This window comes from Streptomonospora mangrovi (genome assembly GCF_027604915.1).
GTDB classification, from domain to species: Bacteria; Actinomycetota; Actinomycetes; order Streptosporangiales; family Streptosporangiaceae; genus Streptomonospora; species Streptomonospora mangrovi.
Map to the genome: position 1 here is coordinate 1 of NZ_JAJAQC010000089.1, position 14863 is coordinate 14863.

Annotated in this window: 10 protein-coding genes; 4 read left to right on the forward strand and 6 right to left on the reverse strand. The window is 76.4% G+C overall.

Annotated elements, in window-relative coordinates; all coding sequences use genetic code 11:
• Positions 1–754: LLM class flavin-dependent oxidoreductase (locus tag LG943_RS26710; protein WP_270075150.1), on the reverse strand; the 754-nt coding region annotated here is incomplete at its 3' end.
• 425 nt (positions 755–1179) lie between these two features.
• On the opposite strand from LG943_RS26710, the gene LG943_RS26715 reads away from it, so the two are divergent.
• Positions 1180–3090 (forward strand): C69 family dipeptidase, encoded by a 1911-nt coding sequence (locus tag LG943_RS26715; RefSeq protein WP_270075151.1) that lies wholly within the window; start codon positions 1180–1182, stop codon positions 3088–3090.
• Between the two features lie 1295 nt (positions 3091–4385).
• Here LG943_RS26715 and LG943_RS26720 read toward each other — a convergent pair.
• Both LG943_RS26720 and LG943_RS26725 read right to left on the reverse strand, forming a co-directional pair.
• A complete protein-coding gene (locus tag LG943_RS26720; RefSeq protein WP_270075152.1) occupies positions 4386–5135 on the reverse strand; it encodes a helix-turn-helix domain-containing protein in 750 nt (249 codons plus the stop codon).
• A 346-nt stretch (positions 5136–5481) separates the two neighbouring features.
• Positions 5482–5832 (reverse strand): DUF6355 family natural product biosynthesis protein, encoded by a 351-nt coding sequence (locus tag LG943_RS26725; RefSeq protein ID WP_270075153.1) that lies wholly within the window; start codon positions 5830–5832, stop codon positions 5482–5484.
• 200 nt (positions 5833–6032) lie between these two features.
• On the opposite strand from LG943_RS26725, the gene LG943_RS26730 reads away from it, so the two are divergent.
• Together LG943_RS26730 and LG943_RS26735 are read left to right on the forward strand one after the other, a co-directional pair.
• Positions 6033–7754, forward strand: a complete 1722-nt coding sequence (locus tag LG943_RS26730; RefSeq protein ID WP_270075154.1) for a cation:proton antiporter — start codon at positions 6033–6035, stop codon at positions 7752–7754.
• 201 nt (positions 7755–7955) lie between these two features.
• The gene (locus LG943_RS26735) at positions 7956–8663 is read left to right on the forward strand and encodes a GAF and ANTAR domain-containing protein (protein WP_270075155.1); all 708 of its coding nucleotides are present in this window, start codon (positions 7956–7958) and stop codon (positions 8661–8663) included.
• 64 nt (positions 8664–8727) lie between these two features.
• Here the strand turns inward: LG943_RS26735 and LG943_RS26740 are convergent, their stop codons facing one another.
• Positions 8728–9630 carry a serine hydrolase gene (locus LG943_RS26740; RefSeq protein ID WP_270075156.1) on the reverse strand — a complete coding sequence of 301 codons (903 nt, stop codon included), beginning with the start codon at positions 9628–9630 and terminating at the stop codon, positions 8728–8730.
• A complete protein-coding gene (locus LG943_RS26745; RefSeq protein ID WP_270075157.1) occupies positions 9627–10526 on the reverse strand; it encodes a LysR family transcriptional regulator in 900 nt (299 codons plus the stop codon). Before LG943_RS26745 ends, LG943_RS26740 begins: the two co-directional genes overlap by 4 nt.
• Before the next feature lie 209 nt (positions 10527–10735).
• On the opposite strand from LG943_RS26745, the gene bla reads away from it, so the two are divergent.
• On the forward strand, positions 10736–11665 hold the full coding sequence (gene bla / locus LG943_RS26750) for a class A beta-lactamase (RefSeq protein ID WP_270075158.1): 930 nt from the start codon (positions 10736–10738) through the stop codon (positions 11663–11665).
• Between the two features lie 171 nt (positions 11666–11836).
• On the opposite strand, the gene LG943_RS26755 is transcribed toward bla, so the two are convergent.
• Positions 11837–14257, reverse strand: a complete 2421-nt coding sequence (locus LG943_RS26755) for a hypothetical protein (RefSeq protein ID WP_270075159.1) — start codon at positions 14255–14257, stop codon at positions 11837–11839.
• Positions 14258–14863: the final 606 nt, after the last annotated feature.

A 14863-nucleotide genomic window follows, 5' to 3' on the forward strand; every position in this document is an offset into this window, starting at 1 on the left:
CCGCGCCCGCGCGCGCCGGGGCGGCGGCGGGCAGCCGCCGCCCGCGCGGGCCGGTGCCCGCGATCAGCGGACCGGCGTGGCGGCGCGCCTCCAGTTCGGTGGCGCGGGTGACGACGTGCAGCCGGGTGCCGAACGCCGGCCGGCGCCCGGCGCGCTCGGCCAGGGCGCGGGCGCGCTCCAGGGAGCGCCGCAGCGCGCCGCGCGGGCGGGCCGGCAGCAGGCAGACGTCGGCGTGGCGGGCGGCGGTCTCCAGCGCGGCCGGGGTGCAGCCGTCCAGGTAGACGGGCGGGAAGTCGGGTGCGCGCCCCAGGGCGCCCGCGGCGGCGGCGAAGGCGGCGTCGGCGCGGTAGCGCTCCACGGCGCCGAGGAAGGCGTCGGCGCGGCGGGGGTCTCCGGCGCCCCCGGCACCGGCCTGTCCGTCGGCGACGACGTGCAGCAGCACCCGGCCGCCGCTGAGCCGCTGGTAGGTGTCGGCGAGTTGGGCGCCCAGGGCGGGCGGCAGCAGGTCGGGGCGCAGGGCCAGCAGGAAGGTGAGGCCGGGGATGTCGTCGGCCAGGCGCGCGGCGCTGATCCAGGCGTCCTGGCTCCAGGTGTCGGGAGCGGTGGCCACCCCGGTGAACCCGAGGTCGGCGGCGGCGCGGGCGAAGGCGCGGAACACGCGGACCGCGCGTTCGCCCTCGGCGCGGGTGGGCACGGCCCCGGCCCCCTGGTCGGCGCCCCGGGCGGGCAGGCGCCAGTGCAGCGCCACGGCCACGGCTGTCGTCCTCTCAACTGGGACACGCCGCCCGGGTGCGGGCGGCGGTGCACGGGATCGCGGCGGGCCGGGACCGCAGCGGAGAGTGCGGTCCCGGCCCGAACGGGCGGCGCCCCGGATCTTCTACGAAAGAGGGCGACGCACCGCCGGCTCGCGGTCGAAGTTCCGAGCCGACGGGTGCCATCCTCACCGCTCTACCAGGCTTTGTCAATCTGAAAAGTAGGAAATAGGGTCGGCGCGTCGGGCGCCGGGCGCCCGAGGACCCCGCGACGCCGGGTGTGGCGGGTTTGGCGGGTGTGGCGGGGGTCGGGGCGGGAAGAGGTGGCGGTGACCGCGCCGGACGCGGGGACGCGCCCCCGCCCGCACGGCCCGCACCTGGCGGCCCGGATCCGGCCGGGCCGCCCGCACGAGGAGGAGAAGCACCCGTGCCCGTCCCCCGCACCGCCGGAGCGGCGCTGGCCGCCGCCGTCCTGGCGGCGTCCGCGCCCCCGGCCGCCGCCGACCCCGCCGCGTCGCCGCCGCCCGCCCCCGCCCCGGGCGGCGGCGCGGAAGCGCCCGCCGCAGCGGCCACGTCGGCCGCACCGGCCGGCTCCGACAAGAGCATCGCGTTCTACGTGGGCAGGAACCTCACCGCCGACGGCTCGGTGCTCGTCGGCGGGTTCGGCCACGAGCCGTCCAGCCACTGGCTGGAGATCGTGGACCGCCAGGAGCACCCCGAGGACGCCACGGTCACGGTGGGCGCCACCGGCGAGGCGCTGATCCCGGGTCGGCTCACCGAGATCCCGCAGGCCGAGCGGACCGCCAAGTACATCACCATGAACTACTCGGAGTTCGCCGGATTCCCCGCGCCGCTCACCAACGGCGGGCTCAACGAGCACCAGGTGGCCGCGCGCGACGTGTGGTCGGACTCCCGGCCCGAACTGGTCGAGATGACCCCCACCCCGCAGGAGGGGCCGCAGTACAGCGACCTGTCGCGGCTGGCGATGGAGCGCGCCACCTCGGCGCGCGAGGCGGTGGAGATCGTCGGCGGGCTCATCGACGAGTACGGGTACACCACCTACGGCGGCAACAGCCACCTTTTCGCCGACGAGAACGAGGGCTGGGTGCTGGTGGAGTTCGCCGGGGGCCAGGGGCTGTGGGCGGCCGAGCGGCTGGGGCCGGACGACGTCCGGGTGTCCTACCCCGGCTACATCACCGACTTCCCGGTCGACTACGCCGACGACCCCGACTTCATGGGCTCGCCCAACCTGGTGGACTTCGCCGAGGAGCGCGGCTGGTTCGACTCCGAGGGGCGCGACACCATCAACCTCCAGGAGGTCTACGGCACCCCGTTCCCCGGCCCGCCCGGCGACGACGCCGACGCGCCGTTCCGCTACCCGCCCCGGCTGGAGGACGAGCTGCGCGCGATGGCGCCGATGCGGCTGGAGGACATGCTGCGCATGGTCCGCGACCCGCGCTGGTCCGACGACCGCTCCGGCTACGGCCAGGTGGCCCGGCTGCGCGGCGGCCTGCCCCACCGCGACCTCGCGTCGCTGTGGGTGGCGCCCACCGCCGCCGTCACCGCGCCCTACATCCCCTGGCACATCGGCGCCGAGGGCGTGCCGCCGGAGTACAGCCAGCACCGCTACCTCACCGCCGACGCGGCGTCCACCTACGTCGACCCCGACCACGCCCACCTGGAGGCCACGCGCTACCCGGTGCGGATCTTCAAGCGGCTGATGTACTACACCTGCGAGCACCCCGAGGAGTTCCTGGGCGAGGTCACCGCCGCCCTGGAGGGCTTCGAGGCGCAGACCCTGGCGCAACTGGAGGACGTCGAGGCGGAGGCCGCCGCCTCCTACGCGGCGGGCGACGCGGCCGAGGCGCGCGAGGCGCTGACCGACTTCAGTTCCGAACGGGCCATGGCGGCCCTGGACCTGGGCGAGCACCTGGTGGAGGACGTCGAGCGGCGCACCAAGGAGAAGTGGGGCATCCGCATGCCCACCCAGGAGCCCCCGGAGGGCGTGACCGCCCGCGCCGAGAGCCTGGACCCCAACCTCACGGGGGAGGGCGTGGTGACGGCCCGCGACCGGGTCAACTGCGACATGGGCAACGGCTGGGCCGACGGCTCCACCGTCGACCGCCAGGGCGACTACGGCGACCCTGCCGACATCCCCGACTACACCACCGCAGGAGCCGGAGCCGACGGAACCGGCGGCGAGGGGACGACCGTGCCGTGGCTGTGGGCCGCCGCCGGGGCGGCGGCGGGCCTCCTGGTCGGCGCCCTGTCCATGACCTGGCTCCCTGCCCGGCGCCGCCAAACAGCAGAGACTCCAGCCGAGGACTCTGGGGAGTAGGCGCCCTGGGAAGCAGACTGCGAAGGAGTCAGCGAGGCCACCGGATGGTGGGGCAAGCGACCATCGCCGCCGGAGCGAATGGCCGAGGCCGCGGCGAGGGCAGCAACGGCAGCGGATGGCCGAGGCGAGCAACCATCGCCCCTCAGGGCGGATGGCCAGGGTGGCGACGGGAGCGGCAATAGCAGGGGATGGCCGGACCAGCGACCATCGCCCGCCGGGGCGGATACTCGGGGCCGCGACGAGGGCGGCAACGGCAGCAGTTGGCCGGGGCCAACGGCCATCGGCCTTCATGGCGGGTGGTGAGGGTGGGTGACGGGGCGCCGAGGCGCAGCGGGGTGCGGGCGGCGGTCGCCGGTGCCCGGACCGGTGGTCGCGGCCGCGACAGGAGCGGCGAGGGCGGGCGGAGGCGGCCTGCGCCGCGCCTGGTGTGGCCACCTGTGGCGGGGACAGCCCCGTCTCGCATTGCCATAGCCCCGCCCGCGATTCCGCCGGGGCGGAGGAGGAAAACCCGCACCTCGTCCGCTCCCAGCACGGCATTTCATGGCGGATTGCACCTTTTGCACCTCAGCAGGGCGGCCACAGTGGCCCCAAGCAGGCCCACCAGAGCCTCCAGCGACCACATAGCGAGACACCCAAGGCGCACACCACGCCCCTTTGACTGCTATGCCCGTTTCTGCGAGCACCGAGATGCGCCTACCGTTCACAACGGCGATCGGTAGACGCATCTCGGCGCGAAAGAGGCCGTTTTCGTCTCACCATGCGAGATATCGACGCCCTCACGTCCGGTTTGCCCGCTTCGCGAACGGGCCGGTCGCACCAAGCGCAGGGGCAGGCCGGGACCGGCGGCGAAGGACCACCGCCGAACCGAGCCAGGCCCGCCCACCCCGACCACCCGCCGCCCCTCGGCGCCCCCGTCGCCATCCTCACCGGCCGCGAACCGATGGCGCAGACCCGCATCCCCCGCCACCCGTCGCCGCCCCGTCGCCCGCATCAACCCTTGAGGCGGGACCCGGCGACCGCCCACCTGAGCCACCGCCGCCGTCGCTGCCCCGTCACCCACCCAAGCCATTCGCCCCGCAGCACGAAAACCGCTGACCCCACTCTGAGCCGCCGTCGCCGCTATCGTCGCCATCCCGGCCACCCGCCACGAAGGACGATGACCGCCGCCCCGGACCCCTGTTCCGCCTCGGCGCTCCGTTGCCACGCCGACCACCCGGCCGCGGCGCGTTGGGCGCGGGCGGGAGTGCGCCCGTTCTCGCCCGCTCTTACCCTCTCCCAGCCGCCTCCCCTCCCCCTCAGCCGGTTCGGTCGTCGGTCCTTCGGGCGGTACCGGCCTGATGCTCGGGGGGCCGTGCTTCAGCGCGGGGGTGCGGGGCGCGGTTGTCTCCCACTCGGCGGCCGGTGATCGACTCGGCCTCCACGCGGATCCACGCCTCGCGGCGGCCGCCCGCCCAGGGGCGGACGTCGGTGTCGGCGCGCAGATCGGCCAGCTCCCGTTCGTCGGTCACCGGATGCCCCCGGCCGGAGACGAGCACGCTCCAGCCCTCGGCTGCGGCCGTCGCCTCCAGCCGGTCGACCTCGAAGCTCATCGGCCCCGGCGCGTGGCGGGCGATCACCCCGCCCTCCTCGGTGCGGAACACCACCGCATCCCGCCAGAAGGCGTAGTTGACCGGCAGCACCGTCGGCGCGGCCCCCGGCTCGGCGGTGAACGCGACCCGCCCCACGCCCCCCGGCGCGATCAGCCTGCGGCACTCCTCCTCGTCGAGCACCCGGCTGGAGGGCGCGGGCACGGCGGTGGCCGCGCCGCCGGGCGGGGCCTCGCCGCCCGCGCCCAGCAGGCACTCGGTGGAGGTGTGCAGTGCCTGGGCCAGGCGGTACAGCGCCTCGTGGCTCAGCTCGGCCGGGTTCTCCTCCAGGTACTTCACGTAACCGGGGTCCATGCCGGTGCGCTCGGCCAGCTCATCGCGCGACATCTCCAGCTCGGCGCGGCGCCGGGCGACGCGGCGCCCCAGATCGCCGCCTTCGGGTTCGACGGGCTCCCTCATCGGCTCTCCCCTGGTCGGTGCGGACGGTCGGGCGGCGGCCCGCCGCTGCGGCCGCCGCGCCGCTCGCGGCGGCGGCTGTGGCGGTGTCGCCGCAGGTCGTCGTGGCTTCCCCTGCCCCGAACCCGACCGGCTCACTCCTGCCCCGGACCGGGGGACGGAACGGCCTGCTCAGCCGTCCGCCGGTCGCACGGGCACCCGCCGTGATACCGGCGCTGATACCGACGCCGATGCCGGCCGCCGACCCTCCGCAGCCGCCCCGCTTCCCGCCTGCCGCCCCCGCCGAGGCGGCGCCTCGGGAGCCGGCCGAGGCGCCGCCGGGGGAGGGAGACGCCCCTCCCGGGCCGGGTCAGGGCACCCAGACGGCGCCCGGCCGGCACCCCTCGTAGCCCGGCGCGTAGGAGGCGTAGTAGACCCCCCAGTCCTCGGTCGAGTGGTTGTCCAGGTCGGTGATCCCGGGACCGACGCAGTACAGGGAGGAGGGGAAGGCCGGGTTCCACTGGTCGACGTCGACCGCCACCGTGCCCGTGCCGCAGTGGTTGTACTCCCCCATGCCGAGGTAGCCGCAGGGCTCGGCCGCACGCGTCTGCTCGGCCTGGGCCCCCGGGGCGCCGAACCCGATCAGGGCCAGGCCCACCGCCGCCGCGGCCACCGTTCCGCACGCCCGCGCCGTGCTCGTGAACGTCGTCGTGAACGTCACTGCTGTTCCGCCTTTCGCATCCGTCTTCTTCGGTGACCGGCCGCGGGCCGGGTGCTCACGCACGCCGCCCGCGCCGGGACAGGGCGTGACCGTCACCACCCGACCATGCGCGCCCCTCGGCGTGCCACCTCTTTCGTGGCGCGCCGAAACGCGAACATCGGACGGGACCGCACACACAGGGACGCAGGGAAGGGGCGGGCATGGAGGTGACCCTCGTCGTCGCGGCGGGCGTGATCAGCATCGTGGTGGTGGCCGCGCTGTCCGACCGGCTCGGGGTGGCGCTGCCGCTGAGCCTGGTGGCCGTGGGCATCGGCCTGAGCTTCGTGCCCGGGGTGCCCCACCCCGAGGTGGACCCCGAGTGGGTGCTGGCCGGGGTGCTGCCGGTGCTGCTCTACGCGGCGGCGGTCACCATGCCCGTGCAGGACTTCCGGCGCGACGTGCGGCCCATCACCGGGCTCGCGGTGCTGCTGGTGGTGCTGACGACGCTGGGCACCGGCTGGCTGTTCCACGCCGCGATCCCGGGCATCGGGTGGCCGGCGGCCTTCGCGCTGGGCGCGGTGATCAGCCCCACCGACGCGGTGGCCGCCTCCGCCGTGGGCCGGCGCATGGGGCTGCCCTCGCGGCTGCTGACCCTGCTGGAGGGCGAGGGGCTGGTCAACGACGCCTCGGCGCTGATCCTGCTGCGCACGGCGGTGGCCGCCTCTGCGGCGGCGGTGTCGGTGTGGGGCGTGCTGGGCGACTTCCTCTACGCCGTGGCGGCGTCGGTGCTGATCGGCCTGGCGGTGGGCGTGGTCAACGTGCGGGTGCGCGCCCTGCTCAACGACCCCGTGCTCAACACCGCCGTGTCCTTCGTGGTGCCGTTCGTGGCGTTCGTGCCGGCCGAGGACGCCGGCGCCTCGGGTGTGCTGGCGGCGGTGGTCGCCGGCCTGGTCACCGGCCACCTCAGCCCGCGCCACCTCGCCGCGCGCGACCGCCTCAGCGAGGCCACCAACTGGCGCACGCTGTCGTTCCTGCTGGAGAACGCGGTCTTCCTGCTGATGGGCCTGAGCGTGGCGCCGCTGGTGGCGCGGGTGGCCGAGCGCGGCGGGGACCCCTGGAGCGCCATCGTCCTGGGCCTGGCGGCCTCCGCCGTGGTCACCGTGATCCGCATGGCGTTCGCGGTGCCGCTGGTGGCGGCCATGCGCCGCGACGTGCGCCGCGCGCGGCGGATCCGGCCCCGCCTGGAGCACCTGCGCCACCGCCTGGAGGACGCCGACACCCCCGAGGGGCGCGAGGGGCGCGGCTGGGAGCGGCTGCGCCGCCGGGTCACCCGCGCCTCGGCCGACGCCGCGTTCCGGCTGCGCAAGCCGGTGGGCTGGCGCGGCGGCGTGGTGCTGGCCTGGTCGGGCATGCGCGGGGCCATCACCCTGGCGGCGGCCCAGACCCTGCCCGCCGACACCCCGCACCGCCCGCTGCTGGTGCTGGTGGCGTTCGTGGTGGCCGCCGCCACGCTGCTGGTCCAGGGGTTCACCCTGCCGGCGGTCATCGGGGCGGTGAAGGTCCCCGGCGACGACCCCGACCGGCTGCGCGACGACTACGCCGGCCTGCTGAAGGAGCTGTCGCGGGCGGGCGCGGCGACGCTGGCCGACCCCGACGTGACGGCGCCCGGGGGTGCGTCTGCCAGTCCGGCCGTGCTGGACCGGGTGCGCGCCGACAGCCGCGTGCGCTCCTCCGACGAGGAGGACGACGGGCTGGGCGTGGGCGGCCGCGACGACGAGGAGGCGCGCGGGGAGTACCTGCGGCTGCGCCGAGCGGTCCTCTCGGCCCAGCGCGACGCCCTGCTGGCGGCGCGCGGGCGCGGCACCTACGACTCCCGCGCGCTGCGCCGCGCCCAGGCGGCGCTGGACGTGGAGGAGGCGCAACTGGAGCGGTTCGCCGGGTGAGGGCACGGCCGCCCCCTCCGCTCCCCCTCCCCCAAGCTCCCCGGGCCTCCCCCTCTTCAGCGCCCGGACGGCGCCGCGCCGGCCGCGCCGCCGTCCGGGCGCGGCGCGGGACCGGTGTGCCGGGCGTGTCGCCGGTGCGCCGCGTGGATAGTGTGGCCCCAGTGCCGACGGCGGGGTCGGCCCGCATGGCAGGAGGCAGCGATGGCCGAGTCCCACGGCGCGGTCCAGGACCGCCACATCCGCCTGTTCGCCGAGATGGCGCGGGAGCTGCTGGCACAGGACACCGTGGACGACGTGCTCCAGCGCATCAGCGAACTGGCGGTGGAGACGGTCAAGGGCTGCGAGGCCGCCGGGGTCATGCTGCTGGACCGGCGGCGGCACACCCTGGAGACCCCGGCCGCCACCCACGAATTCGTCCGCGCGTCCGACCGCGCCCAGTTCGAGTGCGACGAAGGCCCCTGCCTGGACGCCGCCCGCCACGAGCAGAGCTTCCGGGTCGACGACATGGCCGCCGAGACCCGGTGGCCGTCCTACCGCCCGCGCGCGGTGGAGCTGGGCGTCGGCTCCATGCTCGGCTTCGAGCTGTACACCCACGACTCCACCCTGGGCGCCCTGGACCTGTACTCCACCCGCGCCAACGCCTTCGGCCCCGACGCCCTGGAGATCGGCTGGGCGTTCGCCTCCCACGCGGTGGTGGCCATCGCCGCCGCCCAGCGCGAGGCCACCCTGCGGTCGGGTTATGAGACGCGCCAGGAGATCGGCGAGGCCGTGGGGATCATCATGGAGCGCCGCCGCCTCACCAGCGACCAGGCGTTCGCCGTGCTGCGGACCGCCTCCAACAACACCAACACCAAGCTGCGCGAGGTGGCCCGCTCGGTGGCGCTGACCGGGGAGATCCCCGAGATCTGAGCCGGCGCGGGCCAGCGGCGGCGCGCGGCCAAGGCGGCGCCCGGCCACGCCGGCGCGGGCGGCCTCACAGCTCCCGCAGGCGGTCGCGCAGCGCGCGGGCCACCCGCCCCATCAGCGCCTCGGCGCCGGGCTGCACCATCGCGGCCACCCGCGAGGCGGTCAGCGCGGCCACCGCGAAGGTCCGCCCGTCGGCGTGCTCGACCACCCCGGCCTCGTGGCGCAGGTTGAGCAGGGTGCCGGTCTTGGAGGACCACCGGGCGGCGTCGGAGGCGAAGTCGGGCGCCAGCCGGTGCCGCAGCACGTTGGCGCCCATCAGCTCGCGCACCCGCGCGGCGACCTTCCCCGCCACGGCCGTGGGCCGCCACAGCGCCTCCAGCAGGTCCACCATGGCCCGCGCCGACCCGGAGTTGGCGCGGGAGACGTCGAGCTGGGGCAGGCGGTGCCCGCGCCCGGCGGTGCGGGCTTCGATGGCCAGCGCGTAGGCGAGGTGGAGGTCGTCGGGGTCCAGCCGCTCGGCCGGGGTCTCCAGCAGGTCGCTCATGAGGTGGCGGACGGTGATGCCGTGGACGCCGGCCGAGCGCAGCCACCGGGCGACCTCCGCCGGCGGGGTCAGGCCGAACAGCGCGTCGGTGGCGGCGCCGTCGCTGATGGCCATGGACAGATACAGCAGGTCGTCCACTGCGATCGCGGCGGGGTGGCGGAACCGGGTGATGCCGGTGGGTCCGGGCGTGGTGACCCGCCCCGGCTCCACCTCCAGCCGCTTGGCGCCGTCGAGTTCGCCGCGCGCGATGCGGTCCAGGGTGGCGGCGGCCAGCGGGACCTTGATCAGCGAGGCGAGGGGGAACTCCAGGTCGGGCTCGATGCCCAGCTCCTCGCCGGTGTCCAGGTCGCGCACCAGGAAGGAGCCGTGCAGGCCGCCCTCGTCCAGTTCGGCGCACAGCTCGCGCACCAGCGCCTCGACGCTCACGCCGCCTCCCCCGCGCCGGTGGCCGCGCCCAGGCAGCGGGCGAACGCCGCCCCCAGCAGGGCGGTGATCCGCTCGGCGTCGGCGCCCGCGCCCACCGCGCCGGCGAGGTCGTAGCCGCGCGGCAGCGCGGTCTCGCCCAGCGGGCGCCAGTGCAGGTCCAGCTCGGCCGCCTGGTCGGCCGAGCACAGCAGCAGGTCGGCGGAGTCCAGGGTGTCGGCCACGGCCGAGGTCAGCGAGCCGGCCACGGCCACCTGCGCGGGCCGCAGGCCCAGGGTGTCGCCGAGCCGGACCAGGCGGTCGCGCACGTGGGGGACGTCGTCCTCGGGCTGGATCCACACCCGCCGCGCCCGGCGGGCGGACTCCCCCCGGCCGGGCCGTAAGGTCTCCAGGAAGTGCACCGCCGCGCGCGGGCGGGCGGCCCCGGCCAGGCCCAGGGGCACCGTCCAGGTGGCGTTGTCGGGCGCCACGGCGACCACGGCGGCGCGCACTTGGTGGGAGCGCAGCAGTTCGGCGCGCTGGTCGGGCGGCGCGGGCTGGAACTCCAGGTGCAGGCCGTGGCCGCGCGCCTCGGCCTCCAGGCGGGCCAGGGCCAGGGTCGCGCAGGTGTCGGGCACGGCCAGGCGCAGCGGGGTGCGCCGGGCGGTCTCGGCGTCGTACTCCATGGCGTCGGCCAGCCGGACGAGCCGCTGGGCCGAGGGCAGCATCTCGCGGCCGAAGGGGGTGAGGGTGGCGCGCCGCGCCGAGCGGTCGAACAGCGGCGCGCCCAGGTGCTTCTCCAGCGCGGCGATGCGCCGGCTGGCCACCGGTTGGGGGATCCGCGCGGCGGCGGCGCCCAGCGTGAAGCTGCCGCGCTCGCCCACGGAGACGAACGCCCGGCAGGCGCCCACAAGGTCCATACGCAGAGCATATGCCGTTTTCGCATGAAACCTCCCTTCGGTGTCTTGGACTGCATCGGCACATGTGGCCCAGACTGCTGGGCGGACCCGCCGCCTGGGGGGACGCGCGGCGTCGCGCCGCGCCGCGGGTCCGCGCCCTGCCGGGTCCCCGGGAGCGGCGCCCGCGCGCGCCGCCGGCCCCACCACCGCGACGAGAAGGACACACCGCCATGCCGCTCGAACCCGTCCGAGGTCTGCCCACCGCCGCCGCCGCGCTGGCGGTGCTGTCCCTGCTGGGCTGCGGGAGCGCCCAGGAGGCGGAGGGCACCGCCGCCGAAGGGTCGCCCTCCCCGTCGGCGTCGGTGGACCCGGCCTCCTACACGCCCGACCTGGAGGCGCTGGCAAAGGAGTACGACACCCGCCTGGGGGTCTACGCCCTGGACACCGCGACCGGGGCCGAGGTGAGCTTCAACGCCGACGAGCGGTTCGCCTACGCCTCGACCCACAAGGCGTTCTCCGCCGGCGCCGTGCTGGCGGCCAACTCCATGGCCGAACTGGAGGAGGAGGTGCCGATCGAGGAGGGGGACCTGCTGCCCGAGTCCCACTCCCCCGTCGTCCAGGAGCACGTCGGCTCCACCATGACGCTGCTGGAGATCTGCGACGCCGCCGTGCGCTTCAGCGACAACAGCGCCGCCAACCTGCTGTTCGAGGAACTGGGCGGCCCCGAAGGGCTGGACGCCGCGCTGGAGGAGTTGGGCGACGACGTCACCCACGTCGACCGGGTCGAGCCCGACCTCAGCGAGGGCACGCCCGGCGACATCCGCGACACCAGCACGCCCGAGGCCATGGCCACCACGCTGCGCGCCTACGCGCTGGGCGACGCCCTGCCCGAGGAGAAGCGCGACATCCTGGTGGACATGCTCAAGCGCAGCGTCACCGGCGACGCCCTGATCCGGGCGGGCGTGCCCGAGGGGTGGGAGGTCGGCGACAAGAGCGGCACCGCCGACTACGGGGGCCGCAACGACATCGCCGTGGTGTGGCCCGAGGAGGGCGGCCCGATCGTGATGGCGGTCATGACGCGCCAGGACGACACCGAGGACGAGCCCCATGACGCACTGGTGGCCGAGGCGGCGGAGGTCGCGGCGGGCGCCCTGCGCTGAGACCGGCGCGGGCGGCGCGCCGCCGCGCGGGTACCGCCAGGTACCGCCGGGCACGGCCGCGCCGCCCGCCCCACGCGCTCCGGCCGCGCGCCGACCGGTCCCGGCGGCGCCTTGCCGCGCGGCGTCCGCCCCGCGCCCGCCGCGCCCCGCCGCCCGCGCGCCCGTCCCGCGTTACCCGGCGGCGGGCGCGCGGTGCCACGCGGCGCGGAACAGGTCCACCTGGGCGCGCACGAACCGGTCGTCGCCGGTGCCGCTCTGGCGCACCCGGGCCAGCAGGGCCAGCCGCGCGGCGGTCTCCTCGGGGGAGTCGCGCAGCCCGGCCGCCAGCCGGGACCGGCCCTCCACGAACGCCTCCAGCACCGCCGCCAGGAACCACAGCCGGGCGGCGAACTCCCGCGCGGCGGGCACGGGTGCGCAGGCGTCGGCGCCGGCGCGCAGCCCCTCGGCCGTCGCCTCGGGCCACGCCCGACCGAGCAGGTCCTCCACCAGCGCCGCCGGCACGTCGCCGTGCCCGGACACCGGCCCGCCCTCGGCCCGCAGCCGCCGCAGCAGTTCCCGCTTGGCGGCGTCGACCTCGGCGGCCACCAGGGCGGTGGCGAACTCCCCGGTCTCGGGCCCCGGGCCGGCGGCGTCGGCCTCGTGGGCGGCGCGGATCTCCACCAGTGCGCGGGCCGTGCGCAGGCACTCGCGCGGCAGCCCGCCCGAGAGCACGTGGCACAGCGCCACCAGGGAGTCGGGGATGCCCGCGACGCGGCGCACCAGAATCTCGCGGACCTCGGCGAAGGTCAGGTGCTCCACGCGCAGGATGTCGTCGAAGGCGGTGTCGAAGGCGTCGCGCACCCCGAAGGCGCGGTTCTCGAAGACCTCCAGCGCCTCCTCCGAGACCGAGACCAGGAACAGGCAGTGCGGCACCCCGAAGACGGCCTTGACGTCGTTCATGAACTGCTGAGCGGCGTCCCCGCCGCTGATCTTGTCGCACTCGTCGATGCCGATGACGATCCGGCCCTCGCCGTTGTGCGTGCGGCGCCACCACCGCGCGGCCTCGGCGGCGAACGCGCGAAAGTCCGCCACCACCTGGGGCAGGCCGGTCTGCTGCTCGGCCAGCTCGCTGTTGCGGCTGGTGCCCAGTTGCAGGAACCGGGTGGCGGCGAGCCCGCCGGTCAGCCCGGTGGTGACCGTCTGCATGAAGCGCAGCCGCCGCAGGTGCTCGCGCGCGGTCTCGGCGATGTCGGGCCGCCGGCCGCTCCCCCGCCGCGCCCGCCCGGCCAGCCGGTGGGCCAGGAACAGCGCGGCCGCCGCGCCGGCCAGGATGAGCAGCCCCGGGGTGAACGGCGTCCACAGGACGGCGTAGTCGGGCCGCGCGCGGGGCGCCCGCTGGACGACCTCCACCACCCGCCACACGAAGAACCCCGCCGCCACCGGCAGCCCCGCCGCCGCCAGGGCGGTGGCCGCGCGGCGCAGGTGGGCGGCCGGGGCGCGCTCGCCGCTGAGGAGCCCGGCGTGCCGCTCGGTCAGCAGGCGGCTGACCGCCGCCAGCGCGGCGGTGCCCGCGGCCATGGCCAGCGCGAAGTTCACCGCGACGTGCTCCAGCCACACCAGGGTGGCGGGCGCCACCGACAGCCCCGAGGCGCGCCACAGCGCCACGCCGGCCGCCGCGACCAGCGCCGCCGCCACGGCGCGTAGCAGCACCGCGGCCCGCGACAGGCCCGGGTGGGAGTGGGAGGCCGCGATGACCGCCTCGCACAGTTGGGCGAAGGCGTGCGCCAGAAACTCCCGGGCGTCGTAGCGCACCGGCGCCGAGACCAGCACCCGCAGGTCGGGGGCATCGCCGCGGGCGAAGCGGACGTCGCAGAAGCCCTTGAGCAGGGTGCTCTTGCCCACGCCCCGGGGGCCGGAGATCCCGATGCTGCCGTAGGCCAGGGTGTCGGCCAGGCGGGTGAGCCGGCGCACCGCGTCGGTGGACACGATCTGCTGGGGCTCGGTCGGCTCGGTGAGGGCGGGAGCCCGGGTGACGTGGAAGGGCTGCTCGCGGTCGAGCGCGCGCAGCCGGTCGTTGACGGCGCGGCGCACGCCGGGCGCGATGACGGTGTCGCGCAGGTGCCGCTCGGAGGCGGGGGAGAACACCGGGCGCACGTGGCTGGGGTGGCCCATCAGCCGCACCAGGGGGACGGCCGCCGCGGCGGCGGCCAGGGGCAGCAGCGCGGCGGCCGGGGTGAGGGCGAGTCCCGCCAGCGAGACGCCCGCGAACGCGGCGGCCAGGACGGCGGCCGTGCGCGTGGCGGCGGGCGCCGGTTCGACCTCGGCGGCGGCGTCGGCGAGGTCGGCCAGCCACCGCCGCGCGTCCAGCCGCATGGAGTAGGACAGGACCTCGGTGCGGTGCAGCCGGCCCAGGCTGGGCTCCACATCCTGGAGGATTTCCTGGGGGGTGGCGCCCGCCTGGCGGACGGCCGCGCGGATCTCCGGGGACAGCAGGAACGGCAGGGCGAGTTCGCCGATGACCTCGGTGTCCCAGTCGGGCGCCCGGTCAGCGGCGGCCTGCCGCCAGGCCCGCACCGCCCGGACGAACTCCCGGATGTGGCCGAACACGTCCATTGGGCGATCCTAGGCGTGGGGGCGGGCGCCGGGTGCGGTGTGGCCGCAGGCGGTCGCCGGTCGGCTACGGTGGTCACCGGCCGAGGGCGGGGCCGCGCGTGCCCGTCGGGGTCGGCGCACGTCAGCCGCCTGTGGCGGCGGGGGCGCCTGCGCCGGCGGGGTCCGCCGGTGGATTAGTTCAAATTTGGACAATCGTGACATTTGGGCGTTTTGGCGTCTTTAATGAATTAGACGTGCAATTGCGACCTGCGCGCTTTTCGTCCGCTTCAACTTGTGCAAGTCTGAAGATCAACGGGTCCGCCGGCCGCCTCCTCCGCCACAGGCGCCGGCCCTTTCCCGGTCCCGACAGCGCGCGCCCTCGGCCGCGCCGACCTCCCGCGCGCCCCGCCGCGCACCGCCTGACGAGAAGTGCGAGAAGTCGATGTCCGTGCCACTGCCGCGCCCCGGCGCTTCGCACCGCCTGTCCTCCCGTCCGCGCACGGGGACAAGACCATGATCCGGCTGCTCCGGCGCCGCCGCGCGGACACCGCCGAACCGGCCGCGCCCCCGGCCGCCGCCGGCGCCGCGCCCGCGGCCCCGACCGGCCACGCCGGCCCCGCCGCGCCG